This window comes from Campylobacter sp. BCW_4323 (assembly GCF_001763115.1).
Taxonomy (GTDB): domain Bacteria; phylum Campylobacterota; class Campylobacteria; order Campylobacterales; family Campylobacteraceae; genus Campylobacter_D; species Campylobacter_D jejuni.
Genome location: NZ_MJYC01000041.1, coordinates 41,690 through 66,627, shown reverse-complemented (window position 1 = coordinate 66,627; position 24,938 = coordinate 41,690). Strand labels below are relative to the sequence as shown.

The 24,938-nt window shown below is 30.0% G+C and carries 26 protein-coding genes and 4 tRNA genes; 17 read left to right on the top strand and 13 right to left on the bottom strand.

The genetic code is table 11. The annotated features are described in order from the left end of the window. Positions 1–4: 4 nt before the first annotated feature. The gene (locus AJN60_RS03785; RefSeq protein ID WP_002862255.1) at positions 5–760 is read right to left on the bottom strand and encodes a HugZ family heme oxygenase; all 756 of its coding nucleotides are present in this window, start codon (positions 758–760) and stop codon (positions 5–7) included. A 193-nt stretch (positions 761–953) separates the two neighbouring features. On the opposite strand from AJN60_RS03785, the gene AJN60_RS03780 reads away from it, so the two are divergent. Genes AJN60_RS03780 through AJN60_RS03765 form a run of 4 tightly spaced genes read left to right on the top strand, consistent with a single transcriptional unit; the run spans position 954 to position 5,617 of the window. Then, the gene (locus AJN60_RS03780) at positions 954–3,077 is read left to right on the top strand and encodes a TonB-dependent receptor (RefSeq protein WP_070261482.1); all 2,124 of its coding nucleotides are present in this window, start codon (positions 954–956) and stop codon (positions 3,075–3,077) included. Next, positions 3,052–4,038: a FecCD family ABC transporter permease gene (locus AJN60_RS03775; protein ID WP_002851460.1), complete on the top strand. Its 987-nt coding sequence runs from the start codon at positions 3,052–3,054 to the stop codon at positions 4,036–4,038. Before AJN60_RS03780 ends, AJN60_RS03775 begins: the two co-directional genes overlap by 26 nt. Continuing rightward, positions 4,038–4,814 carry an ABC transporter ATP-binding protein gene (locus AJN60_RS03770; RefSeq protein WP_070261483.1) on the top strand — a complete coding sequence of 259 codons (777 nt, stop codon included), beginning with the start codon at positions 4,038–4,040 and terminating at the stop codon, positions 4,812–4,814. The genes AJN60_RS03775 and AJN60_RS03770 overlap by 1 nt, the downstream gene beginning before the upstream one ends. Further along, positions 4,811–5,617 carry an ABC transporter substrate-binding protein gene (locus tag AJN60_RS03765; RefSeq protein WP_070261484.1) on the top strand — a complete coding sequence of 269 codons (807 nt, stop codon included), beginning with the start codon at positions 4,811–4,813 and terminating at the stop codon, positions 5,615–5,617. Before AJN60_RS03770 ends, AJN60_RS03765 begins: the two co-directional genes overlap by 4 nt. On the opposite strand, the gene AJN60_RS03760 is transcribed toward AJN60_RS03765, so the two are convergent. Beyond that, a complete protein-coding gene (locus AJN60_RS03760) occupies positions 5,614–6,471 on the bottom strand; it encodes a radical SAM/SPASM domain-containing protein (protein ID WP_070261485.1) in 858 nt (285 codons plus the stop codon). The genes AJN60_RS03765 and AJN60_RS03760 overlap by 4 nt on opposite strands. Positions 6,472–6,636: 165 nt before the next feature. Here AJN60_RS03760 and AJN60_RS03755 point away from each other — a divergent pair, with 165 nt between their 5' ends. Then, positions 6,637–7,896: an MFS transporter gene (locus AJN60_RS03755; protein ID WP_070261486.1), complete on the top strand. Its 1,260-nt coding sequence runs from the start codon at positions 6,637–6,639 to the stop codon at positions 7,894–7,896. On the opposite strand, the gene mutY is transcribed toward AJN60_RS03755, so the two are convergent. Next, complete coding sequence (gene mutY / locus AJN60_RS03750; protein WP_070261487.1) at positions 7,882–8,901, bottom strand: A/G-specific adenine glycosylase; 1,020 nt, start codon at positions 8,899–8,901, stop codon at positions 7,882–7,884. The two genes, AJN60_RS03755 and mutY, sit on opposite strands and share 15 nt — an antisense overlap. 72 nt (positions 8,902–8,973) lie before the next feature. On the opposite strand from mutY, the gene AJN60_RS03745 reads away from it, so the two are divergent. From AJN60_RS03745 to AJN60_RS03715, 7 genes are all read left to right on the top strand, one after another. After that, a complete protein-coding gene (locus AJN60_RS03745; RefSeq protein WP_070261488.1) occupies positions 8,974–9,726 on the top strand; it encodes a hypothetical protein in 753 nt (250 codons plus the stop codon). Between the two features lie 71 nt (positions 9,727–9,797). Continuing rightward, positions 9,798–9,872: transfer RNA gene (locus tag AJN60_RS03740), tRNA-Gly, on the top strand. A 9-nt stretch (positions 9,873–9,881) separates the two neighbouring features. Continuing rightward, positions 9,882–9,970: transfer RNA gene (locus AJN60_RS03735), tRNA-Leu, on the top strand. An 18-nt stretch (positions 9,971–9,988) separates the two neighbouring features. Continuing rightward, positions 9,989–10,062 (top strand) — tRNA-Cys (locus AJN60_RS03730). A gap of 22 nt (positions 10,063–10,084) precedes the next feature. Continuing rightward, positions 10,085–10,172 (top strand) — tRNA-Ser (locus AJN60_RS03725). Positions 10,173–10,376: 204 nt separating this feature from the next. Next, on the top strand, positions 10,377–11,387 hold the full coding sequence (gene ribD, locus AJN60_RS03720) for a bifunctional diaminohydroxyphosphoribosylaminopyrimidine deaminase/5-amino-6-(5-phosphoribosylamino)uracil reductase RibD (protein WP_079861536.1): 1,011 nt from the start codon (positions 10,377–10,379) through the stop codon (positions 11,385–11,387). Next, entirely contained in the window at positions 11,368–11,889 is a 522-nt protein-coding gene (locus AJN60_RS03715) for a hypothetical protein (protein WP_070261490.1), read from the top strand. The genes ribD and AJN60_RS03715 overlap by 20 nt, the downstream gene beginning before the upstream one ends. 7 nt (positions 11,890–11,896) lie before the next feature. Here AJN60_RS03715 and AJN60_RS03710 read toward each other — a convergent pair whose 3' ends face one another. The 4 genes from AJN60_RS03710 to AJN60_RS03695 all read right to left on the bottom strand — a co-directional run bounded on the left by AJN60_RS03710 (position 11,897) and on the right by AJN60_RS03695 (position 16,010). Continuing rightward, positions 11,897–13,261: an L-serine ammonia-lyase gene (locus AJN60_RS03710; protein WP_070243000.1), complete on the bottom strand. Its 1,365-nt coding sequence runs from the start codon at positions 13,259–13,261 to the stop codon at positions 11,897–11,899. Between the two features lie 14 nt (positions 13,262–13,275). Further along, entirely contained in the window at positions 13,276–14,526 is a 1,251-nt protein-coding gene (locus tag AJN60_RS03705; RefSeq protein ID WP_070243001.1) for an aromatic amino acid transport family protein, read from the bottom strand. A gap of 259 nt (positions 14,527–14,785) precedes the next feature. Continuing rightward, positions 14,786–15,202: a PepSY-like domain-containing protein gene (locus tag AJN60_RS03700; protein ID WP_070243002.1), complete on the bottom strand. Its 417-nt coding sequence runs from the start codon at positions 15,200–15,202 to the stop codon at positions 14,786–14,788. Positions 15,203–15,266: 64 nt separating this feature from the next. Continuing rightward, complete coding sequence (locus AJN60_RS03695; RefSeq protein WP_070243003.1) at positions 15,267–16,010, bottom strand: DUF4261 domain-containing protein; 744 nt, start codon at positions 16,008–16,010, stop codon at positions 15,267–15,269. A gap of 157 nt (positions 16,011–16,167) precedes the next feature. Between AJN60_RS03695 and exbB the strand changes: the two genes are divergently transcribed. Genes exbB through AJN60_RS03680 form a run of 3 tightly spaced genes read left to right on the top strand, consistent with a single transcriptional unit; the run spans position 16,168 to position 17,655 of the window. Beyond that, positions 16,168–16,593 (top strand): TonB-system energizer ExbB, encoded by a 426-nt coding sequence (gene exbB / locus AJN60_RS03690; RefSeq protein ID WP_070261491.1) that lies wholly within the window; start codon positions 16,168–16,170, stop codon positions 16,591–16,593. Continuing rightward, a complete protein-coding gene (gene exbD / locus AJN60_RS03685) occupies positions 16,586–16,975 on the top strand; it encodes a TonB system transport protein ExbD (protein WP_002851470.1) in 390 nt (129 codons plus the stop codon). Before exbB ends, exbD begins: the two co-directional genes overlap by 8 nt. Then, entirely contained in the window at positions 16,972–17,655 is a 684-nt protein-coding gene (locus AJN60_RS03680) for an energy transducer TonB (protein ID WP_070261492.1), read from the top strand. Before exbD ends, AJN60_RS03680 begins: the two co-directional genes overlap by 4 nt. Positions 17,656–17,667: 12 nt before the next feature. On the opposite strand, the gene AJN60_RS03675 is transcribed toward AJN60_RS03680, so the two are convergent. Both AJN60_RS03675 and AJN60_RS03670 read right to left on the bottom strand, forming a co-directional pair. Continuing rightward, entirely contained in the window at positions 17,668–18,537 is an 870-nt protein-coding gene (locus tag AJN60_RS03675; RefSeq protein ID WP_070261493.1) for a hypothetical protein, read from the bottom strand. Between the two features lie 3 nt (positions 18,538–18,540). Next, on the bottom strand, positions 18,541–18,702 hold the full coding sequence (locus AJN60_RS03670; protein ID WP_002778908.1) for a hypothetical protein: 162 nt from the start codon (positions 18,700–18,702) through the stop codon (positions 18,541–18,543). 94 nt (positions 18,703–18,796) lie between these two features. Here AJN60_RS03670 and AJN60_RS03665 point away from each other — a divergent pair, with 94 nt between their 5' ends. Then, positions 18,797–19,780: an MnmA/TRMU family protein gene (locus AJN60_RS03665; RefSeq protein WP_070261494.1), complete on the top strand. Its 984-nt coding sequence runs from the start codon at positions 18,797–18,799 to the stop codon at positions 19,778–19,780. 84 nt (positions 19,781–19,864) lie between these two features. Here AJN60_RS03665 and aroC read toward each other — a convergent pair whose 3' ends face one another. The 4 genes from aroC to AJN60_RS03645 are packed head-to-tail and all read right to left on the bottom strand — an operon-like array spanning position 19,865 to position 23,027. After that, positions 19,865–20,953, bottom strand: a complete 1,089-nt coding sequence (gene aroC, locus AJN60_RS03660) for a chorismate synthase (RefSeq protein WP_070285895.1) — start codon at positions 20,951–20,953, stop codon at positions 19,865–19,867. After that, positions 20,953–21,627 (bottom strand): ribonuclease III, encoded by a 675-nt coding sequence (gene rnc / locus AJN60_RS03655; RefSeq protein ID WP_002871251.1) that lies wholly within the window; start codon positions 21,625–21,627, stop codon positions 20,953–20,955. The genes aroC and rnc overlap by 1 nt, the downstream gene beginning before the upstream one ends. Then, positions 21,614–22,054 carry a ribonuclease HI gene (gene rnhA / locus AJN60_RS03650; protein ID WP_002851277.1) on the bottom strand — a complete coding sequence of 147 codons (441 nt, stop codon included), beginning with the start codon at positions 22,052–22,054 and terminating at the stop codon, positions 21,614–21,616. Before rnhA ends, rnc begins: the two co-directional genes overlap by 14 nt. After that, positions 22,041–23,027, bottom strand: a complete 987-nt coding sequence (locus tag AJN60_RS03645; RefSeq protein WP_070285894.1) for a CDC27 family protein — start codon at positions 23,025–23,027, stop codon at positions 22,041–22,043. Before AJN60_RS03645 ends, rnhA begins: the two co-directional genes overlap by 14 nt. A gap of 69 nt (positions 23,028–23,096) precedes the next feature. On the opposite strand from AJN60_RS03645, the gene dnaG reads away from it, so the two are divergent. Then, positions 23,097–24,914: a DNA primase gene (gene dnaG, locus AJN60_RS03640; RefSeq protein ID WP_070277696.1), complete on the top strand. Its 1,818-nt coding sequence runs from the start codon at positions 23,097–23,099 to the stop codon at positions 24,912–24,914. Positions 24,915–24,938 lie beyond the last annotated feature (24 nt).

Below are 24,938 nucleotides of genomic sequence, written 5' to 3'. Positions count from 1 at the left end.
CAAATTAATGCTTATGTGGGAATTTATGTGGATTTCCACTAGCACCTACATGTGTAACATTTCCATTTTCTATATCATAAGCTTGACCAAAACCTTTTACAAAGCGTCCTTTTTTAAATTCAAGCTTTACTAGATGAAAATCAAGCATCTTGCGTATAGTTTTAATGCCTCCTTCTCCTCCGGTTTGTTTTTCAAACTCATCATAAATTTGATCAAATCTTTCACCTCTCTCTAAAAAGCTTGCATTTACTCTATAGCGCAATCTTTTGCGCAGTATAACAGAAGCAGCTTTACTCTCATCCTCTAAAAACATTATTTCTATATTGTTTGGATTTACTTTGATGTTGTTAAAATGTTCGCTTACTTCACTTATATAAATATAATTTCCCCATTGTGTGCTTACAAAAGGTGCATACGAGCAAACAACTTCTCCATTTGCATTTAAAGTTGCCAAAGCTACAGAATTAAAACTTAGCATAAATTCATTTAATTCTTTTTCTACGCCACTAAAATTTTGCTCGCTCTTTGCACTCATGCAAAGGGATATTATAGTATCTTTAATCGTGTTTTCATCGGCTTTTTTAGGAAATTCCACTCGTAAATTTTCTTTATCATTGTAAACAAGATCCAAGCCATTAAAATCAACACTTTTTAGAAAAACATCTTGCACTTGCTCAATACCACCAAATTTTTTACAAAGATCAACTAAATTTGATTTATGATGATCATTCATATGAGAAATAATGCTTTCAAAATTCATTTTTATCCTTTCTTGACTTTAAAATAAAATATTAAAAAAAATGGTATCAATTATCAAATTAAAAAGCACTTAAAATATAAAAATTATCTATTTTAACAAAAATTTATACCAAATTAAGTTAATAAAGGATAAATTTATTTCTAAATTATTATGATATAAATTATCATTATTTATTTTATTTAAGGAGTAAAATTTGTACCCAAATAAAAAAGTTTTTAAATTATCTTTATTTGCATTATTACTAATAACTAATTTAAATGCACAAGAGTCAAATGAAGCTATCAATCTACAAAAAGTTGTTGTTAGTGCAATAGGTTTTGAGCAAGATGCGGACTCAAATTTACGCAATGTAATCAGCATAGAAGGCAAAGATCTACAAAATAAAGGTTATGTTTCCTTAGAACAAGCCTTAGAAAGAATTTCGGGCATTAGTTTTGTAAACTTTGGACTTGGACGCAATATAGATATGCGTGGACAAGGAGATAAATCCAATATAGCTGTAAAAGTTATGATCGATGGGCGTGCTATTAATGTTCTTGATAATTCCCATGGTGTAACCCCGCTAGATAGTATCAATTTAGATAATGTAGAACGCATAGAAATCATACCTGGGGGTGGTTCTGTGCTTTATGGAAGTGGTACTAGAGGGGGCGTGATTAATATCATTACAAAAAAACAAAAATCAGATGCTTTTGCTATAAATTTAAAAAGCAGTGCTTATGATCATGGTGGAATAGGTGGAAATTTAGGTATCAATGGCTCCAAACAAATAAATGAAAATTTAGCCTTTAGCTTTGATATACAAAGTTTTAACCTTGATGGATATCAAGAAGGTTATAATGAAAAAGGTTATTTTATCAACACAAAAACCTATATTGATATCAATGATAATAGCGATTTAACTTTGGGGTATAATTATTTTAAAAGCAAAAATACCAGCAGTGGCTATCTAACAAAAGCACAAGCTCAAAGCGATCCAACTCAAAAAGGCAATAGTGACAATATCACACAAATCAATCGCCCTGAAATTTCTTTGGATTATCATTACTATTTTGATGATATATGGGAATTTAACCTAGAAGCTTTTTGGCAAAATCAAAAGATCAACTATCTAAAAGATGTTTCTGAAATGAGCTCTATGGGGCTAAGCGTCCCTGTATATCAAAATGGAAGTGGTTTTGAAGACACGCTTACAGGGATAAGTTTAAAAAACAAACTAAATTATGCAAATAATTCTTATTTTATTTTTGGTTATGAATTTGCAAACCATGATGCAAAAAGAACAAGCATTATTCATTATGATGTAAATGCCGGCAAATTTCAAATGAGTCACACCATGACAACGCTTATGGATATGACTAAACAAAGCCATTCTATTTTCGCTCTTGATTCTCATGAATTTAACGATATTTTTAGTATTTCAGGTGGAGCAAGATATGAATATAGTCTTTATGACACAAATAGAAATTACACTAGCAATATGGTTATATCAAACATTCCTAAACCAAGCACTCCAGAACTTTTTTCAACCGATGATACAAGTCATAACTTCGCCTTTGAAATCACTCCAAATTTTAAATACTCAGACACAGGAAAGCTTTATATCAAATACGAAAGAGGTTTTGTCTCTCCAAGTCCAGCACAATTTGTCAACAAGGATAAAAATTCACAAAAGTATTATTCTGCAAATTTAAATCCTGAGATCTTTGATACCTTTGAACTAGGTATTGATGATTTTTGGTGGGATTTTTACGGCTTTAATCTAACTTTATTTTACACCCTAAGCAAAGATGAAATTTCTTATCTTGGAAACCCTCATTCTACTAGTGGATCTTGGTGGAAATATTATAATATAGATCAAACTCGCCGTTTAGGAGTAGAATTAAGCCTGAGTCAAAATTTTTTAGATGATGATTTAATCTTTAGAGAAAGTCTAACTTATCTTGATGCTAAAATTTCTAAAGGTGTTAATGACGGCATGAGAATTCCTTATGTTTCAAAAATCAAAGCCACAGCTGGGCTTGAATACGCTTGGAATAAAAATTTCTCAAATTTTATTGATTTAACCTATTTTTCTAGAGCAAAAGATGGTGGAACTATAGATGAAAATACAGGAAAAATGTCTAAAAATTCTTGGATAAGGGATTATTTTTTAACAGATATTGGCATGAAATATAATTATAAAAAATTACAAATTTTAGCAGGAATTCGCAATCTTTTCGATAAAAGATGCTACACCTATCAAGACAGTATAAATGATCAATACCTAGTTGGAAATGGCAGAAACTACTATGTTGAATTTAAATACGCATTCTAAAATTTTAGTGATTATAGGGCTTTTGGTAGCTTATATAATCGCTTCTTTTACAGCACTTTGCTTAGGAGATGAGAATTTAAATCCAAAAGAGCTTTTTTCATATATCTTTAGCCAAGATGAAATTTTAAGACAAATCATCATAGATGGACGCTTACCACGCATTATAATGGCGATTTTAATCGGTATGCTTTTAGCTAGTAGTGGGGCTATCACTCAAAATGTATTTTCAAATCCTATAGCCGATCCTTATATCATAGGTATAGCTTCTGCGGCAACCTTTGGTGCGGTTTTGGCGTATTTGTTAAAATTGAATGATTATTATTATGGAATTTTAGGTTTTGTTTGCTCTGCCTTTTTTGCTCTAGGGGTTTTTAAAATTTCTTCTAAAGCTTCTATAGCAACTTTACTCATTATCGGCATAGCAGCTTCATCTTTTTTAGGGGCTTTTACTTCTTTTTTCACTTATCTTATAGGCGAGGATTCTTTTAAAATAGTCGCTTGGCTTATGGGAAATATAGGCAATGCTTCTTGGTTTCGTGTGGGAATTTTAATCTTGCCTTTAATTTTTTGTTTGTTTTATTTTTACGCTCATAAAAACGAATTAAACATACTTTTAAGCGGAGATGATGAAGCTAGAAATCTAGGGGTAAATGCTCAAAAATTAAAAATAAATTTACTCATTGTCTCATCCTTAGCTGTATCTTTTGCGGTTGCTTTTAGCGGACTTATAGGCTTTGTTGGACTCATCATTCCTCATACTATAAGACTTTTGCTTAAAAATTATAATAATGCCTTAGTTATCCCTTTATGTACAGCATTTGGAGGATTATTTTTACTTATTTGTGATACTTTAGCAAGAACTCTTTTAGCTCCTGTGCAAATTCCGATTGGAATTTTAACTGCATTTTTTGGAGCTCCTATTTTTTTATACTTAGCTTTAAGCGCTAGGAGATTTTTATAATGCTAAAAATACAAGATTTAAGCTTTGCTTATTGCCAAAAAGATTTACTAAAAAACATTCATTTAGAACTTAAAAACCAAGCTTTTATAGGAATTTTAGGGCCAAATGGCTCAGGCAAAAGCACTCTTTTAAAACTTATACTTAAAAATTTAAGTCCAAATAAAGGAGTGATAAGTCTTTTTAACACAAATATCAAGGATTTTTCTCTTAAAGAATTTGCCAAAATTTGTGGCTTTGTGCCTCAAAAATCAGAATTAAACACCCCTTTAAAAGTCATCGATGTGCTTTTAATGAGTAAATATGCGAATTTAAAACACGCTTTTAGTTCTTATTCTAAAGAAGATATTTTAGAAATTAAAGAATTTGCTAAGGATTTAAGACTTGAAAATTTTCTAGAAAGAAGCATACTTTCTTTAAGCGGAGGTGAATTTCAAAGAATGCTTTTAGCAAGAGCTTTGCTTAAAAAGCCAAAAATTCTTTTTTTAGATGAACCCACTTCAGCCCTTGATTTAAACTATGCTATAGAGCTTTTAAACCTTTGCGAAAAACTAATTAAAGAAAAAAATATAGCCGTTGTTGCTATCTTGCATGATTTAAATTTAGCTTCTATATTCTGCGATAAAATCCTTTTTTTAAAAGAAGGGGAGATAAAGTATTTTGGAACGAGCAAAGAGCTTTTTACTCAAGAAATTTTAAAAGAAATTTATGATTTAAACTGCGAGATTATTTATAAAAATTCTAAACCTTATATTTTAGCTTTAAAGGAGAAAAAATGAAAAAAATTTTAATTATTATGAGTTTGTTTTTAATCGCACTAAATGCAAAAGAACGCCTTGTAGTGCTTGATCCTGCAAGCATAGAAACCCTTTTTATGCTTAAGGCTGAAGATCAAATCGTAGGCATTGCCACTTTACAACACTCAAATATCTATCCTAAAGATCAAACCTCAAAACTTACAAGCGTAGGCACTTTTTCAAATCCTTCACTTGAAAAAATAGTAGCACTAAAACCAAGTTTGGTGATTTTAAGCTCTTATTCTTTAAATTTAGAAGAAGGACTTAAAAATTTTGGTATCAAAAGTATCAATTTAAAAGCCGAGCGTTTAGAAGATATAACAAAAAATATCACAACCTTAGGCCAAATCACCAAGAAAGAAAAAGAAGCAGAGCTTTTAAAACAAGAATTTACCCAAAATTTAAAAAAAATAAGCGATAAACCCCTAAATAAAAGTGCGATTTATCTTTATTCTAGCAACCCTTTAATGGCCTTTAATGATAATTCTTTAATAGCTGATATTTTAAGACTCATAGGGATTAAAAATTTAAGTCCGCAAAGTCAAATTTCAAGACCTGTTATATCAGCAGAATACATACTGAAACAAAATCCGGATATACTCATTCTTGGAATGAATGCCAAAAATAATCTTTTGGATACAAATGCTTTATTGAAAAATACCAAAGCAGTTAAAACAGGAAGTATTTATTTTAACAAAGATACACATATGTTATTACGTCTTAGTCCTAAGATAATAGATAGAATTCAAGAATTTAAAACAAAGCTAGAAAATAACAATTTTTAATCACCCAATCTTGCTTTAAAAAATTCGCAAGTTTGACAAAGCTTTTCTATGCGTTCATCTTCTTCAAAAGCTTTTTTCATCATCTTTATACGCGGTGATTTAAAAAGCTTATCAAAGTTATTTTCAAAAACATTTCCCAAGTTAATATCTGCTTTAGTATCCAAACAGCAAGGCACTAAACTTCCATCACTTAAAATCCCAATTTGCTCTTTTAAAGCATGACATTTTCCTTTTTTATAAAGGGGTTCATCTTTTAAATTTGGCCATTTAAAAAGTTTATTTTGATGAAGCAAAATATGTCTTTGCAAGCGATTTTTACTTAAGTTTGTATCGATCTTAACTTCAAATTCTTTAGCTAAAAACTCATAAATTTTTAAATTTGACTTAGGTGCTTTAAAATTAGCATCTAAATTCCAAAGTCTTAGATTGATAAAAGAAAGGCTTTTTTGCTCTAAATGCTTTTTGCAAAGTTCTAAAATAGGCTTAAAATACTGCTCTAAAGAAATTTTGCTTTGACTTAAAAAAGACATTAAAGAAATATTGATTTGATGGATATTCTCATACCCTAACAATAAAGCTTGATTTTTAGAATTTAGATAAAAGCCGCTTGTAGTGATTTCAAGTTTCATAGCTTCATCTTTTGCGATTTTTAGATAATTTTCCAAATTAGGTAAAAGCAAAGGATCGCCCAAAAGATGAAAGGTAAAAAGCTCAGCTTTATTAGAAATTTCATAAGCTAAGTTTTGAAATTTTTCTTCACTCATTACCCCGCGAATTCCTTTTCGAGAAGGACAAAAATCACATTTTAAACCACAAATATCGCTTAATTCTATATATATTTTTTTAAATTTCATTATATTTCCTAGAGTAAACATTTTACCAAAATTTATGAAATTTATTAAAATATGTAACATTTTTATCGATATTTTTATCTTTTTTATTTCTCTTCTTTATTTTTAAATATATTAAACAAAAATCACACTATACTTAAATAAAAATCTAAAATTAAGGAAGGGTTTATGCAAGAGCTTACTCGCACGAAAAAAATTCGCTCTATTATTGCTGCAAGTAGCGGAAATTTAGTAGAGTGGTTTGATTTTTATATCTATGCTTTTACAGCAACTTATTTTGCTCATACTTTTTCAACTTCAGATAATCCTGTTATCCAGCAAATCAATGCCTTTGGGGTTTTTGCAGCAGGGTTTTTTATGCGTCCTATAGGCTCTTGGCTTTTTGGCTCTTTAGCTGATAAAGTAGGTCGTAAAAAATCTATGGTTATATCAGTGGTTTTAATGGCTTTGGGCTCTTTTATGATAGCAGCCTTGCCAAGCAAAGATACAGTGGGAGATCTTGCTATTATCTTACTTTTAATAGCAAGACTTATTCAAGGTCTTAGTGTAGGCGGGGAGTATGGCATAGCAGCTACTTATCTTTCAGAGCTTGCTACAGAAGGAAAACGCGGTTTTTACTCATCTTTTCAGTATGTAACCCTAATAGGTGGTCAACTTTTGGCCGTTGCAAGCATTAGCATAATGTTTTTATTTTTTAGCATTGATGATATGAAAGATTATGCTTGGAGAATACTTTTTGTAATAGGCGGAATTTTAGCACTAGGTTCGCTTTTTGTAAGAAAAATGATGAATGAAAGTGCTACAAAACTTCACCAGCATGAAGATCGTGGTACTTTAAAAGCATTATGTAAATCTTGGAAACCTTTTTTAATGGTGCTTGGGGTTACTTCTGGAGGTTCTTTAGCTTTTTATACTATTACAACTTATACTAAAACTTTTATGGAAAATACGGGTATGGATAAAATGCTTGTTAATAATCTTTTCTTAGGTGCTTTATTTATACTAATGATCATTCAACCTCTTTTTGGATATATAGGAGATAAAATAGGTCACAAACGATCTTTAATTGTATTTTGTATTTTGGCATTGGTAGGAATTTATCCTATTTTTTCACTTATAGCCAATAACGCACAAAATAATCCTTCTTTGATATTTATGTTGGTGGTATTATTGTTTGTTATTTTAAGTTTTTATACTTCAGTTGCTGGGATTTTTAAAGCAAAACTTTTTCCTGAACATGTAAGAGCTTTAGGGACAGGTTTAGGTTATGCTATTTCAAATGCTGTTTTTGGAGGATCTGCTCCTTGGGTTGCTTTACAATTTAAAAATGCAGGTATAGAAAATGGCTTTTTTATCTATATAGCTATTTTTACAATCATCATGCTTATAGCTACTTTATGTTTGCCTAAAAAATCAGAGCTTAATTAATTTTAACGCTTTTAAAGAAAGTGCCGAAAGTGCGGTACTTTCTAACTCTTTTAAGGTTTTAAATTCATAATTTTTATTTTCATTGTTTAAAATTTGATGATAAACCTTGATATGAAGTTTATACTTAGTATAGCCGTGCTTAAACTCCCCTATAAAACTCATATCTTTAGAAAGTTTATACTCTCCTTCTTTAAAAAAAGGAAAATTATACATACCCTTATAAAGCTTATCTTGGCTTTTCTGTATCGCAAATTTTTTATTAAATTCAAACAAAAAAAGATTTAAATTTAAACTCTCATAAAGTATTTTTTTAGCTCTTGAATAAAGCTCTGTATTAAATTTACCTTGACAAAAATCATACAAAGGACAAATTCCACACTTTGCATTTTTACTCACACAAACCAAAGCCCCTATATCAAGCAAAGCTTGGTTGTGATCAAAGGCATGATTTACATTTAAAAGCTCTTTAGCTCTTTTTTCAAGTTCTTTCATGCTAGGATTTTCTAAAGCAAAAAGACGAGAAAGCACACGGCGTATATTACCATCAACAAAAGAAACTTTTTGATCATAGCCAAAACAAGCTATAGCGCCTGCTGTATAAGCTCCTATACCGCTTAATTTTTTTAGATCCTCAACTTCTTTGGGTAATTTAGCTTCAAACTTATCCACACATTCTAAGGCTGCCTTTTTTAAATTTCTAGCACGAGTGTAGTAACCAAGCCCTTGCCAAGCCTTTAAAAGCTCATCTTCATTAGCATTAGCTAAACTTTCTAAAGTAGGAAATTTTTGCAAAAAGGGGAAATAAAACCTTTCCAAAACTGATTTAACTTGAGTTTGCTGAAGCATAATTTCGCTGATATAAACCCCATAAGCTCTATCAACATGCTTTAAACTTTCGTCACAATTTTGACTTTGTAAATTACGCCAAGGTAAAGTTTTGCGTCCATTTGTTTCATACCAAAGAAGTAAATTTTCTTGTAGTTTTTCAAGCTCTTTTTTTTGCACAAATGAGAGTATAACAAAAAATTTTAAAATTTTTTGCTAAAATTAGTTCAAATTAAATTATTAAGGATATCCATGTTAGCTTTTTTTAAAGGTTTAGGTATAGGTTTTTTATGTTTATTGCTTTTTGTTGCAGGCGTGGTTTTTAATGTAGAATTTTTAGGCAAAAAAGACTCTAATCATGATTTATATTTTTCAAGAAATATAGAAGTAAGCAATACACTAAAACCCGATATTTTATATGCAAATATTAATTTTTGGGCAAATGAAAATTTAAGTTCAAAAATTACATTAGACAATAGTGAAAAAGCCGAAATCACAAATACTTTCAATCAAATTTTAGAACGCTCAAAAAAAGAAAATTTTTGTAGCGGAGGAAGTTTTTCTTTAGAACCTAATTTTTCCTATAAAGATGGTATACAAACTCCAAAAGGTCAAAGATTTGATGCGAATTTAGAATGTGAATTTAAAGAAAACCAACTTGCAGATTTTAACAAGCTTTTAAATGACATCAATTCTATCATAGCTAAAAATAATTTCATCAGCGTTTCAACACCAGCCATACAAACAAAATTTTCAAAAGATACACTAAACAACAACAAAGAAAATCTCTACAAAGAGCTTTTAAAAACATCATACGAATATGAAAAAACTTACTCTTTAGATCTTAATAAAACTTGTGTATTGAAAAATTTACAAGTAAATGCCAATACCAATATCGCACCTAGAATGCTAAATGCGAAATCTGATAATATAGAACTTTCATCTCCAATTATCAACGAAAAAGAACAAATTTTAAACGCGAAAGCTTTATTTATTTGCAAATAACTTAAGGCAAAATAAACTCCTTTTAAGTTTATTTTGCTATACTTTTATCTTCAATTCTTTCAGAAATTTATGCGGGAATAGCTCAGGGGTAGAGCACAACCTTGCCAAGGTTGGGGTCGCGAGTTCGAATCTCGTTTCCCGCTCCATAATCACCCGCCCGGGTGGTGGAATTGGTAGACACAAGGGACTTAAAATCCCTCGGAATTTTTCTTCCGTGCCGGTTCAAGTCCGGCCTCGGGCACCACTTTTTCAACATTATCAGGGCGACATAGCCAAGCGGTAAGGCATGGGCCTGCAAAGCCTTGATCTCCGGTTCGAATCCGGATGTCGCCTCCAAAAAGGCAAAACTTTACTTTATCGGGAGATGGCTGAGTGGTCGAAAGCGGCGGTCTTGAAAACCGTTGAGGGTCACACCTCCAGGGGTTCGAATCCCTTTCTCCCGGCCACCAAGACTTTCTAGTTTATCAAGCTTATATCATTCCTAAAATTATAAAGGATGCTGCAAATGAAAAATAATACTTCGGTCTTACTATTTTTGTTATATCCTAAAAAACTTAGAAAAACTATGACTAATATAATTAAAAATAAGAAATACAAATGGAAAATTTAGAATTTATTATCCTAAAACAAAAATATAAAATTTTAAAAATATGTCAAATTTTAAAATACAAGGTAGTCAAATGAAAGAATTTTATATGAATTTAGCTTTAAATGAGGCTTGGAAATATCAGTTTTTAACCTATCCGAATCCGGCTGTAGGCTGTGTAATCTTAGATAAAAATGGAAAAATTTTAGCCATAAAAGCTCATGAAAAAGCTGGATTGGCTCATGCAGAACTTAACGCCATAGCTCATGCTTTTAAAAGCTTAAGACCTGAAATTTCATTGCCTAAAGAAGCAAACGCTTTACATGAGTTTATTTGCAAAAACCATCAAGGTGTATTTAAAGATAGCATAGCTTTTGTAACGCTTGAGCCTTGCTCTCATCAAGGAAAAACGCCTCCTTGCGCAAAACTCTTTAGCGAACTAGGTTTTAAAAAAATTTTAATCAGCGTTAAAGATAAAAATAAAATCGCAAGCGGTGGGGCTGAGTTTTTAAAAAAACAAGGCATAGAAGTTGAATTTGACATACTTAAAGAAGAAGGAAAAAAACTTTTAAAACCTTTTTTAAAATGGCAAAAAGGGCAATTTAAACTTTTTAAATTAGCCCTTTCTATGAATGGCTCGCCTTTTGGCAAAATCGTAAGCAATGAGCTAAGTCGCACTTATGCACATAAAATTAGAGCGGTGATTGATTTGCTTGTAGTCGGTGGAGAAACCATAAGAAAAGATCACCCTATACTAGATGCTAGGCTTTGCAAAGCAAAAGCACCTAATCTTTGTATCTTAAGCCGTCAAAATATAGATAATTTTGATAAAAGTATCCCTTTATTTAAAGTTCCAAACCGCCAAATTTATACCCAAATTCCAAGTGAAGCTAAATTTTTAATGTATGAGGGTGGAGAAAATTTTCTCAAAATCTTTAAAGATGAAATAGATATGTTTTTGATTTTCCAAAGTTCAAGTTTAAATGATGAAAAAAATGTTACAATACCTTTAAATTTCAAGCCACTTTATAGGAATTTTTTAGGGAGTGATACTTATGGCATTTATGAACTTTAGTGGATTTTTTTATGCGAGAAATGATTTAAGATTATTTAAAATAGAAAAGAAAAATGAATTAAAATCCTTTTTTTACAAAGACTACACCTTATCAAGCTACAAAGATGCTTTAAATTTAAATAATGAAATCTTTTTTTATCAAAGTTTAAAAGAAGGCTTATTTAAAGAAAATGATGAAATTTTAGTTTCAAATTTGGGTAAAAAGATCATACTTTTTAGAAATTTCACTCAAAATTGCGATAATTTTAATGAGGCAAAATTAAAACAAATATTGCTTTTATTTTTTTTGTTATTAGCGAGCGTATTTTTTGCAAGTTTGGCTATGATTAATGAATTTGGGACCATAGATCTTGTTTTTTTAATGATTTGCTTATTGCTTTTAGTAATGGGAGTGATCAATCTTGGCTTGCTTTTTAAGCAAATTCGTATTCTTAAAAGTTTTTCCAAAGAAGAAATGAAAGAATTTTTAAGTCAAAGGATGAAAAAATACACTAAAGTGTAAAAACACTTTAGCATACTGTTTTTAAATTTGTAGCAAGACCACCTAAAGAAGTTTCTTTGTATTTATAATTCATATCTTTTCCTGTTTCATACATGGTTTCTATAACCTCATCAAGGCTTACCATAGGAGTAGATTTACGTGTCATTGCCATTCTAGCAGCACTTATAGCCTTAATAGCTCCAAAGGCATTTCTTTCTATGCAAGGAATTTGCACAAGTCCTGCAACTGGATCGCAAGTTAAACCTAGATGATGTTCCATTGCCATTTCAGCAGCGTTGCATGCTTTAAAAGCATTAGCTCCTAAAACTGTTGCCATAGCCGCAGCTGCCATAGAACTAGCACTACCAATTTCTGCTTGACAACCTGCTTCTGCTCCGCTAATACTTGCATTTTTCTTATAAAAAGAACCTATAAGCATTGCTGTTAATAAAAACTCTATAGCCTTTTCATCACTAAAACCTATAGTATGATTTTTAAGATAAAGCATAACAGCAGGGATAACAGCACATGCTCCATTTGTTGGCGCGGTTACAACCTTTGCTCCGCTAGCATTTTCTTCAGCAATCGCAATAGCATATAAAGAAATAAAATCTATAATGCCCATAGGATCAGCTGTCATCGCCACTCTTTCTTTAAGTCCTTTGGCTCTACGTTTTAAATGAAGTTTTCCAGGCAAATAATCTTCATTTGGATGTGTACCATTATAATACACTTCTTGCATTACTTCCCAAATTTCAAGACAATAAGCACGAATTTCCTCTTTAGTATGAAATTGCAATTCATAACGATAAGAAAGCTCTGCTAAATCCCAATCTCTTTTATCACAAAGCTCTAAAGCTTCTTTTGCATTGTTAAGCTCTATATCTAGTTTTTTCTTTTTGTTTTGGTTGGAAATTTTGCCTTTTTTTTCTAATTGTGCAGCTGTTAAAACAAAGCCTCCACCTACAGAATAATAAGTTTCTTCATCAACTAACCCACCTTTGTAATCATAAGCTTTAATCTTCATACCATTCTCATGCAAAGGTAGAAAATCTTTGGAAAATACCAAATCTTTTTCATAATTAAAACAAAGTTTTTTCTCTCCACAAAAATCAATTTGAGCATTTTCAATAGCATTTTTATTTACTTCATCTTGTATTGCCGCACTTAAATTTTTAGCTTCTAGGCCATTTAACCCCCAAATTACAGCCTTATCACTCAAATGTCCTTTACCTGTTAATGACAAAGAACCATAAAGAATGACTTCAACTCTATCAATTTCATCAAGCTTTTTAGCAACTTTTTTACAAAATAAATTTCCAGCAAGCATAGGCCCTAAAGTATGAGAAGAAGAAGGACCAACACCTATTTTAAAAATGCTTAAATTACTCATTTTTTATCCTTAATTTATAAAAGATTGTGAATTGCAGCAGAAATCGCAACTATTCCCATTACCAAAATAAAAAGATCTAAAAATTTATTACGAAATCTTGCCAAAATATCAAAACGATAAATACAATAAAGCGGCATTAAGAAAAGCAAAATAGCCAAAACAGGACCACCAATAGCCTCAATAATTCCTATAACACTTGGATTTTTATACGCAACAAGCCAAGCGATAGCAAAGGTAATGATCGCTGTTAAAGTTTGAGCGAATTTACCTTGAATTTTACCATTACTTGCTTTATATAAAATACCGTTTAAGCCTTCTTGAGAACCAAGATAATGCCCTAAGAAACTTTTACTAATGGCCACAAGTGCAACAATAGGCCCAACATAAGTCAGCAAAGAAACTTCAGGAAATTTATTTGCTATAAAGGTAAGAATATTGATATTTTGTTCTTTTGCTGATGCAAAATCTTCTGGTGTAAAAGTTAAAGCACAAGAAAAAACAAAAAACATTACAACAAAAACCATAAGAATAATTGCCAAAGAAATAATTTTTCTAGCACGAGGTTCAGCATAATCACCATATTCTTTTTTACAATAACAAGCAAGCGAAGAAATAATAGGAGAGTGATTAAAACTAAACACCATCACAGGAACAACAAGCCATAAAGTAACCCAAAAATTACTTGTTGAGATTACAGAAAAATCAACATTTGTAAATAATGATGAATTCCATTGTGGAATTAAAAGCAATGAAAAAATAAATAAAAATATAATAAAAGGAAAAACAAGAAAACTCATTGCTTTTGTTACAACATTTTCACCAAGAATAGAAATCAAAACCAAAACCCCAACAATCAAAAAACTTACCCACCAACGAGCAGCATGAGTAAGATCTGCATTGAAATTAAACTGATTGATTAAGAACTCAAGTAAAGTTGTTGTAAGATTAGCACTATAAACCAATAAAATAGGCAAAATAGCAAAAAAATACAAAAGTGTAATTAAAAATCCACCGCCTTTGCCAAAATAACTTTCTGCAACAAAAGTAATATCATCTTTTGGATTAGAACTTGAAAGCACAAAGCGACATAAATTTCTATGAGCTAAGTAAGTCATAGGAAAAGCTAAAACAAGTATAACTAACAAAGGTATCAATCCACCAAGCCCAGCACTAATAGGTAACAAAAGTACGCCGGCTCCAATAGCTGTTCCAAAAAGAGATAAAACCCACCTTGTATCGTGACTAGTCCATTTAGGAGTATTCATTATTCTTCCTTAAATTTAAGATTACATCTCTTTTATTTTAGCAAAATATTTATAAATAATTATTTTTTAAAAAAAATATTTTAAATCTTATGTAACATTTTGTAAATTTAATTTTATAAAAAAACAATCACTTGTATTAATAAAGTATTATTTTAAAACTAAATATATTTTGGGTTTTGCAATCAAAAAATAAAAATTTGGAAGACTATGCTTCCAAATTTTTGCATCAAATTTTCTAAGGGAGTTAAATTTTCAAAAATTAATCTAATTTTTGACCTAGGACATTTCCTTGCATATCCGTATAAACTTTCATGTTATTATTAAACTTCAATTTATAACCATTAATTTCTTTGTCTATTTCAAGAATTTGAGCATTTGGCTGAGTTGCACTTACTTTTTTCATAACACTAGGTAAAATAGTATGTGGTAAAGCCTTATATTTTCCATCAACTTCTTTCCAATCTCCATTGATCATAAAATCAATTTCAGTTCCATCATTTAAAATTACATCGTAAGAATCTATATCTTTTTTCACCAAACCAATTTGAGCGGTTTTAAAATTTTTAGAAATAAATTCTTTGGCATTATTTGGAAGTTCGCTAGCAGGAACAACCATATCTTTAGCTAAAAGCACCGTAGCACCCAACAAAGCAAGTAAAGTTAATTTTGCTTTCATAGTTTCTCCTTTTTTGTCTTGGTTGGCGAAAGTTTAACTCAAAACTGTGAAGTGAATGTGAAACTTAAAAAATAATTTTCAAGCTTTCATTCTCAACACTTATACCTTGACTTTTTATAAATTTTATTTCTTTTCCATCTTCAAATTTTAAAATATCTTTATCTTTTAGATTAATATCATAAGTTAAAATATGCAAAACAATATCATAAATACAAAAGAAAAGTTCTTTTTCTTCTATGTTTAAATCACAAACTTCAAGTTCTAATTTATCAAAATTTCTAAGCCCATAAGTATAAGCATTGACTCCATTTTCACTAGAATAAACACTAACATATATCCAATTATATACCGGTAAGCGATTATCATCTAACATTTTTGCATTTTCTATATAAAAACTGGGCTCTAAAACAACTGCACCTGTATAAAAACCTAAAGCATGTTTATTATTCAAACATAAAGCTGCAATTTTCGTAAACATTTTAGCTTGTTCTAATTTGCTTTGATCTTGACTTAGCACCGCTATAAGAAGATGAGCTTTATGTTTTTTAGTTTGCTCTAAGGCATCTTTCCACATAAAATTAAAATTTGCATAGTATTCTGCTTCGTGATTAGGTATAGGATTTTTAATCAAATTTAGAGTAATCAACATATTTTCATGTGAAAAAATCACTCCCTCTTTGGTAAAATTTTCATCAGCTATTTTTATATTAAATTTATCTTCTAAAATGCTTTTTAACTCCGAAAAATTAAAATCAACTTCATCAAGAAGAACAAAAGAGGTAAAATTGTGATTTAAATCTATAGTCATGTTAAACCCTATTAAATTTTTATAAATTATAACCTAATAAAAATAAAAACTATAAACAAGAATTTCTTAAAAATTATGATAATTGATATTAATTATAAATTTATTTTTTATATAGTATAATCTTTTAAAATTTATAAGTATATTTTTGGAGAAAAATGTGGAATTTCTAAAAGATTACATCGATTTAATTATCTTTTTAATTCTAGGAATTATGGCATTTATAGCTTTTTGGTGTGTTGTAGAAAGAATGCTATTTTTTAGAAAAATTAACTTTAAAAATTATGAGAATCAAGAGCAATTTGATGATGCGATTAGTGAAAATTTGACCACTATATATATCATCTATTCCAATGCCCCTTATATAGGACTTTTAGGTACTGTAATAGGTATCATGGTTACATTTTACGAAATGGGCGTGGCAGGCAATATAGATGTCAAATCCATAGTCGTGGGACTTTCTTTAGCTCTTAAGGCTACAGCTTTGGGACTTTTGGTTGCTATTCCTACTTTAATGGCTTATAATGCTCTACTTAGAAAAGTTTCTCTCTTAAGCAATACTTATAAGGCAAATAAAAATGCTTAAACTACCAAAAAATGAAGGTTTAAATATAGTTCCATTTATAGACATTATGCTTGTTTTGCTTGCTATAGTACTTAGTATTTCAACCTTTATTGCGCATGGAAAAATTCAAATCTCACTTCCTTCAAGTGAAAATGCTACCAATATAAGCAATAATGAAAAAAAACTTCTTATAACCATAGACGAAAAAAATACTTTTTATTTAAATGATAAATTAGCTGATTTAAATGAAGTTCAAAATGCTATTTTTTCACTTGATAAAAAAACCATAGTAGAACTAAAAAGCGATAAAAATGCTAAATTTGAAAGCTTTGTAAAAATTATAGATTTTTTAAAAGCCAAAGAACATGAAAATTTTCAGATTCTTACTGAGAAAAACAAATGAAAACTTTGTTTTTAAATCATAAATACCAAGCTTCTTATATAACTTTTATAGTCTTTATACCTTTGCTTTTTGTCATTTTTCACTCGAATGACTTTTTTAAAATGGAAATTAAAAATGAATATTCTTTTTCTTTAGCAATAAAACAATTTACCCAAACTAATCCAACAAATGAGACTAAACCAACAAAATCCATTATAGAACCTATCAAACCAAAACCTCAGCCAAAAGTTATTAAAAAAACTCCTGAAAAAATGCAAAAAAAGATAAAAAAAACACCTCCACACCCAATACCAAATAAAACCCCAATAGCACCAACTCAAGAAGTTAAAACTTTTGCAAAAACAACTGATACAAATGTCAAACCTAAGATCACTCAATTAACACAAGGAAAAGATAATCACCCTGTATTAAAAGAAATCCAAAAAGCTATACAACAAGCACAATTTTATCCAAGGCAAGCAAAAAAAATGCGTATGCAAGGAACTGTAAAAGTAGAATTTTTATGGAAAGAAAACAAAACTTTAGCAGATTTAAAAATCATAGAAAGCTCGGGATATGATTTGTTAGATAAAAGTGCTTTAGAAAGCATAAGAAAAGCTTCTTTAAATTTTCCACACTATAATGGAGATTTAAGAATTACACTACCTATTATATATGATTTTAAAACCCTAAGAGAGTAAAATTATAATTTGCTACACTCTCTTATCTACAATTTGTGCTTCTTGATTTTCAATTTTATTTTGAAAATCTTTACTTAAATTCTGACTTAATTCTTGCAAAGATTTTTGCTTCAGTTTTTCAAATTCTTCAGGATTGCTAGTCTCAAGCTTTGCCTGCTCATCAGCACTTAAAGCACTTAAACCTTTTTCTTGAGCTTTTTGAAGCAAATCTTCGTCTTCTTTTTCTTTGATATTATTTTCCTTATCATCTTTTTTATTGATTTTTTGCGGATCTATGGTTTTCATAGCATTAGCTCCACCACCTGATGCTTCTTTAATGTCGCTTAAAATTTCTCTCATGCTAGGTTCTTTAACATCACTATCATCAACTTTACCATCTTTATTTACATCTTTATCAATAAAAAAATTTAATTTTTCTTCTATATTTGCATCATCAGATATTTTTTCATCGCTTGTTTTAAAGCCTAAATTTTGCATACTTTGTTGAAGGGTACTTGTATTAAAATTTAATTTTACACTTTGTTGTTTATTATTTAAATTTGAATTTAAAGAGCCAAAATTATCTTTTACACTTTCAAACCAATTTGAAACAAATTGATTTGCTTCGCCATTAAGCCTTATACTACCATCATTTCTAGCAACATAATTCATATAAGAACCGAAATTTTTTTGTAAACTACTATAATTTTCATCGCTTAAATTTAAAGCTATAAGTTCACCTTGCTTATTTTCAAAAACAACCTTAACACCATCGCTATTTAAACTCGAAAGATCTTGCACGGGAATTTTATCTTGATCTTCTTTTTTTAATACGCTAAGCTCTTTTTTATCAACATTATTAGTTAAAGAATGGGTTAAACTAGCAGAAGTATCGATTTTCATTATTTATCCTTTTTTACATTTTGCAAATAAACCTAAACGACACATTTTTCTCTCATGTGAATTTTTTAAAGAATTACACTTTTTAAGTTCTTGCTCGTAGTTAGCACAAGAATTTGCAAAAGCAAAAGAACTCAAAATGCTTAAAACCAAAATTATTTTTAACACTTTCCAATCCTTATTTTAAAGATTTTTTAGTTAAAATTATATCTTTTATAATCGACAAAATCTTAAAAAATTTTATAATCTCAGAAAGGAATCAATGAAAGCATTAGCTCTTTTTAGCGGTGGGCTTGATAGTATGCTTGCAATGAAACTCATCACTGCGCAAGGTATAGAAGTTAAAGCCCTAAATATCAACATAGGTTTTGGAAGCACAAGCGATAAAAGCGAAATCATGAAAAAGCGTGCGGCAATGGTGGGTGCGGATTTTGAAATGATAGATGTAAAAAATTCCTATCTTCAAGAAGTGCTTTTTAACCCACAATATGGCTATGGCAAACATTTTAATCCTTGTATAGATTGTCATGCTTTTATGTTTAAAACTGCTCTTGCTATGTTAAAAGAAGAAAACGCAAGTTTTATCATCACAGGAGAAGTTTTAGGACAACGCCCTATGAGTCAAAGAAGTGATGCGATGGCAAAGGTTAAAAAACTTGCCCTTGATGAAGAAGATTTAATCTTGCGTCCTATGTGTGCAAAAAACCTACCACTAACCAAACCCGAAAGAGAAGGTTGGGTAGATAGAGAAAAACTCGAAGGTATTAGTGGAAGAAGTCGCAAAAGACAACTTGAACTTGCAGCTAAATTTGGCTTAGAAGACTTTGAAAGTCCAGGTGGAGGTTGTTTGCTAACTCTTGATAGTTTTGCTAAAAAAATTCGAGATTTCATAGAATTTGACAAAGATATGCAGGTTAATGACGCACAACTTTTAAAATATGGTCGTCATTTAAGATTGCCCAATGGAGCTAAAATGATCATAGGTAGAAATGAACTTGAAAATACTCTTTTAAAAGGTTTAAAAACTTCTAAATATGAAGCAATAGAACTTGGGGATTTAATCGGAGCTTACTCTTTGGTAGATGAAAAAATTTCAGAAAAAGACTTAGAACTTGCCTTAAAAATAGCCCTTACCTATACTAAACACGAAGCAGGAAAAAGCTATGAACTTAAATTTAAAAATCAAGCTTATACAAGTATAGCTTTTGAAAATAAGGCTGATATTAATAAATTTTTTATTAGTTAAAGTATAAAGTATTTAGCAAAACAAGCGATATAGTATTTGAATCTTTTCAAAATATTGCAATCAAGCCCATGAAAATGGGCTTTTTTATTTTAATCCATAAGCATTTTTTAAATTGTTTAAATTCGCACTCGCATTCAAAAGCAAACAATCAGCCAAAACTAAACGCACCATAGCACTAGCTACAACACTTCCTCTAACACCTACACAAGGATCATGCCTACCTTTGAGTTCAAATTTCAAATTATTACCAAATTTATCTATACTTTCTTGCTTGGCAAAAATAGAAGGAGTAGGTTTAAAATAAGTTTTTAAAATAAGATTTTCTCCATTTGAAATTCCTCCTAAAATTCCTCCGCTATGATTGCTTAAAAACTTGCCATCTTTTAAAGCATCATTATTACACGATCCGCGCATTTTGCTTGCATTAATACCTTCGCCTATTTCAACTGCTTTAACAGCATTAACTCCCATTAAAGCATGAGCTAATTTAGAATCTAACTTATCATAAAGAACTTCTCCAAGTCCCACAAGCATACCACTAACTTTTGTAAAAACAGCAGCACCTACACTATCTTTTGAATTTCTAGCATTTAAAATTTCATTTTTAAAGTCACTTTCTAGTTTTGGATCAAGGCAAAAAATTTCACTTTTCTTAGCAAATTCAAAATCAAATTCTTCTTCTTTCAAATTTGATACAAAAGCTCCTACTCCAAAAACACCACTTTGAACACAAATACCAAATTCACGCAAAAGCATCGCTACAACTGCGCCACCAGCCACTCTAGCAACACTTTCCCTAGCGCTTGATCTACCCCCACCCCTATGATCTCTTATGCCATATTTATAAAAATAAGTAAAATCCGCATGAGCAGGACGAAATAGATCTTTTAAATTATCATAATCCTTAGAATGAGCATTTTCATTAAAAACTACTATAGCTATAGGATGACCCGTTGTATATCCTTCAAAAACTCCGCTTAAAACCTGAGCTTTATCGCTTTCTTTTCTTGGTGTTGCAAATTTACTTCCGCCTTTGCGTTTATCAAGCTCATTTTGTAAAAATTCTTCATCAAATTTAACTCCAGCAGGCATTCCATCAATAATACATCCAACAGCCACACCATGAGACTCACCAAAACTTGTAAATTTCAATCTCGTACCAAAGGTATTCACTATAAAGCTCCTAATTTCTCAAGTGCAATTTTTGCTGCCATTTGTTGTGCTTCTTTTTTGCTTCCCGCAATAGCTCTTGCAAGTTCTTTACCATCAAGTATTAAAGCGATCTCAAATTGCTTTAAATGATCAGGACCAAAAGCACGCACTGTTTCATACTGCGGAGTTTGTCCGATTTTTCCCTGTGTAATCTCTTGTAATTTTGTTTTATAATCTTTTATAAGAATTTTTGCATCAATTTGAGGGAAATTTTTTTCTATAAGTCTTAAAGCAATAGTTTTTGCAAACTCAAACCCAGCTTCTAAATGTATAGCACCTATAATGGCTTCTAACGCATCTGAAAGTATAGAAGGCTTTTCTTTTCCTCCATTGTTTTCCTCAGCAACACTCATAAAAATAAAATCGCCCAAATTTAAACTATTTGCAATTTTTGCAAAAGACTTTTCATTCACTAAAGCCGCTCTAAGCTTAGATAAATCTCCTTCGGCATCTTTGGCGAATTTATGAAAAAGGTATTCACCCACAACTAAATCAAGCACAGCATCACCTAAAAATTCCAAGCGTTCATTGTTGTAAGATTTTTTAAAACTTTTATGGGTTAAAGCATGTATAAGAAGATTTTTATCTTTAAATTCATAAGTTAAACTCTGCTCTAGTTTTTCAATGTTTTTCATCATTTTCCCTTGCAATTTTCAAAGCAGCTTCACGCGCCAATGTATCACACCTTTCATTTTCCAAATGTCCATTATGTGCTTTTACCCAAAAAGCCTTAATCTTATGAGATTTTGCCACTTTAATATATTCCTTCCATAAATCTATATTTTTTTTACCTTTAAAATCCTTTTTTATCCATCCTTCTAGCCATTCATTAATACTTTGAACCATTAGGTTAGAATCTGTAAAAAGCGAAATTTCACAAGGCTCTTTTAAAGCCTTCAAAGATTCAATAATTGCCATTAGCTCCATTCTATTGTTAGTGGTATTAGCCTCAGCTCCAAAACCTTCCTTTTGATACTCCTTATAACGCAAAATATAAGCCCATCCGCCAAAACCCGGATTATTAAGACATGAACCATCTGTATAAATTTCAATGTGTTTCATTGTTTTTCACTTCATAAATAATTTTACAAGTATTAAACTCATAACAAACAGGACAGTGATAAAAAAACAAAGGCATAACATTTTTACACTCAGAACAACGATATGAAAATTCTAACCCCGCATTAAAAGAATTATCTTTTAAAATTTTTAACATTTTAAAATTAGAATTTTTAAAAACAAACTGATGCGTATCATCATGCTTTGAAATTTTACCCAAAGCATAAAAGAATTCTAAAAAATCTTGATTTTCTAAATTAAACGCTTTATTTTCTCTATAAAGCAAATCACAAATATCAAAAAAATTTTGGCCTAAAAACATATGATATTTTTCAAAAACTAAACGCCCTAACATAGGATTATCTTCTACTTTAAATTCTAAAAGTTTTTTCTTTTTTTCTTCATCAGTAATATTAAAAGTACAAAGTTCTAAAGCTTTGATAAAATCATGCTCTTTTTGTACATCTTCATTAAGCTCAAAAAGACATTCTAAAAGTTCTAAATTTTCTTTATAAGAACGAAGTTTTAAATAAACAATTTTTAAAAGTTTTAAGGCTTGTATATTTCTTGGACGCAGTTTTAAAGCTTGTAATAAAACTTCTTTTGCACGCTCTAAAAATCCTGCTTTAAAATAAACTTTTGCTAAAGAAAGGAAAATAAATTCTCTTTCTTGTTTATCTTTACATTTTTCAAGAGCAATCAAATAAATTTGAGTTGCTTTTTCAAATTCCCCGCTTTTAGTAAAAATTTCGGCCAAAAAACTTAAATTTCCAAAACTCAAGCTACTATTTCTTAACAACTCTTTATGAGCATTATCCATTTCAAATTTTTTTATAAATTTTTCAAGCTTTTGTTCTTCATCTTTGCTAGCAAATATTTTCCAAATATAATTTGCAACAGCTACAACAAATACTAAAATGGTTAAAATTATAAGCCCTACTAAAGGGTCTCTGTATTCTACAAAGAAAAAATCCATAGTCTCGCTCTAAAAATTTTATGCCAAATTATAGCCAAATCTTTGTATAATTTTAACAAGGTTTATAAAATGATAACTAAAGAAAGTATAGAAAATTTATCCCAAAGACTTAATATTGTTGATATTATAGAAAATTATATTGAAGTAAAAAAACAAGGCTCAAGTTTTGTGTGTATCTGTCCTTTCCATGCAGATAAAAACCCGTCTATGCATATCAATCCTACCAAAGGTTTTTATCATTGTTTTGCTTGCAAGGCTGGTGGAGATGCTTTTAAATTTGTAATGGATTATGAAAAATTAAGTTTTTCCGATGCAGTTGAAAAAGTTGCAAGCCTTAGTAATTTTACTTTGAGTTATACAAAAGAAAAACAAGAAAATAAAAAAGAGCTAAAATCTATACTACCGATCTTAAATGCGTATTTTAAAGATAATCTCAAACACCACAAAGAAGTTTTAACCTATCTTTACCAAAGAGCTTTAAATGACAAAGATATAGCCAAATTCGAATTAGGTTTTGCAGGAGCAAGTGAAGATAGTATAAGATTATTGCAAAATCAAAAAATTCCTTTAGAAGATGCTATGAGTGTTGGAGCTTTAAAAAAAGATGAAAATAATGAATTTTACGCAAGTTTTATATGGCGCATCACCTTTCCAATCTACGATCATAAAGACTTATTAGTAGGGTTTGGAGGGCGTACTTTAAATCCCAATGTACCGGCAAAGTATGTAAATTCACCCCAAAATATACTTTTTGATAAAAGTAGAATTTTTTATGCTTTTAACATCGCTAAAGAAAATATAGCCAAAAAAAAAGAAATAATAGTATGTGAAGGCTACATGGATGCAATAGCTTTTCACAAAGCAGGGTTTAACAATGCTGTAGCAGTTCTTGGAACAGCATTAACCGAACATCATCTACCCTTAATCCGCCGTTATGATGCAAAAGTGATTTTATGTTTTGACAATGATGAAGCAGGATTAAAAGCTGCGACACGATCTGCATTTTTATTAAGCACAAACAAAATAGACGGTAAAGTGGCAATTTTGCAAGGCGGAAAAGATCCTGCTGAGCTCGTAGCAAAAAATGAAAGCACAAAACTTCATAATATACTCGATGAAGGAATAGAGCTTGGTGAATTTTATATCAGACGCTTAATATCCACTCATTCCATAATTTCTGCTCTTGACAAACAAAAAGCTTTAGAAACTATACAAAAATTCACCTTTAATCTTGAACCTTTAGTGGCAAATTCTTACACTGGTCTAGTTTCAAATTTATTAAAAGTGGATGAAAAATTTATCGTCTTATCACAAAATTCAAAAAAAACCATACAAACCCCTTTAATTTCTCAAAATAAATACAATTTTCCTAAAGAAAAAATTCACATTGCAGAATTAGAACTTATAGCTTTTTTAAAACAGCATCCAGATATATGTAACGATTTTAAGCAAATTAGTGATAGTGTTTGTTTTAAGCATAAAATTTTATTGGATAAAATTTTAGAAAAAAAAGGTTATGAAGATAGTGATATTAGAGAATTTGAAAGTAAAAATATTCGAAAAAATTTAAACTATAGCGAATTCTTGTTAGGTATTTGCAAGGTTAATTTAGCTTTTTTAAACAATGTAAAAATTAAAAATTCTACACTCGCATTAAAAAAACAACTTTTTACGCTTATTGATAAAAATTTAAATCTTCTAATTAAAAATTTAAATACCGAAGAATTAAATAATTTTTTAAAAGAATATTTAAGCTTCTTAAAATATGAAAAAAACGAAGAAATTCTGCAACAATCATTTAGAAACTTAAATGGAATTTTTAGTAACAAAAACTTTACAGCTTATGATTTAGGATTTAGCGAACAAGATAATGACGAACCTTTTTAATTTATTTAAATTTCAAGCCTTAAT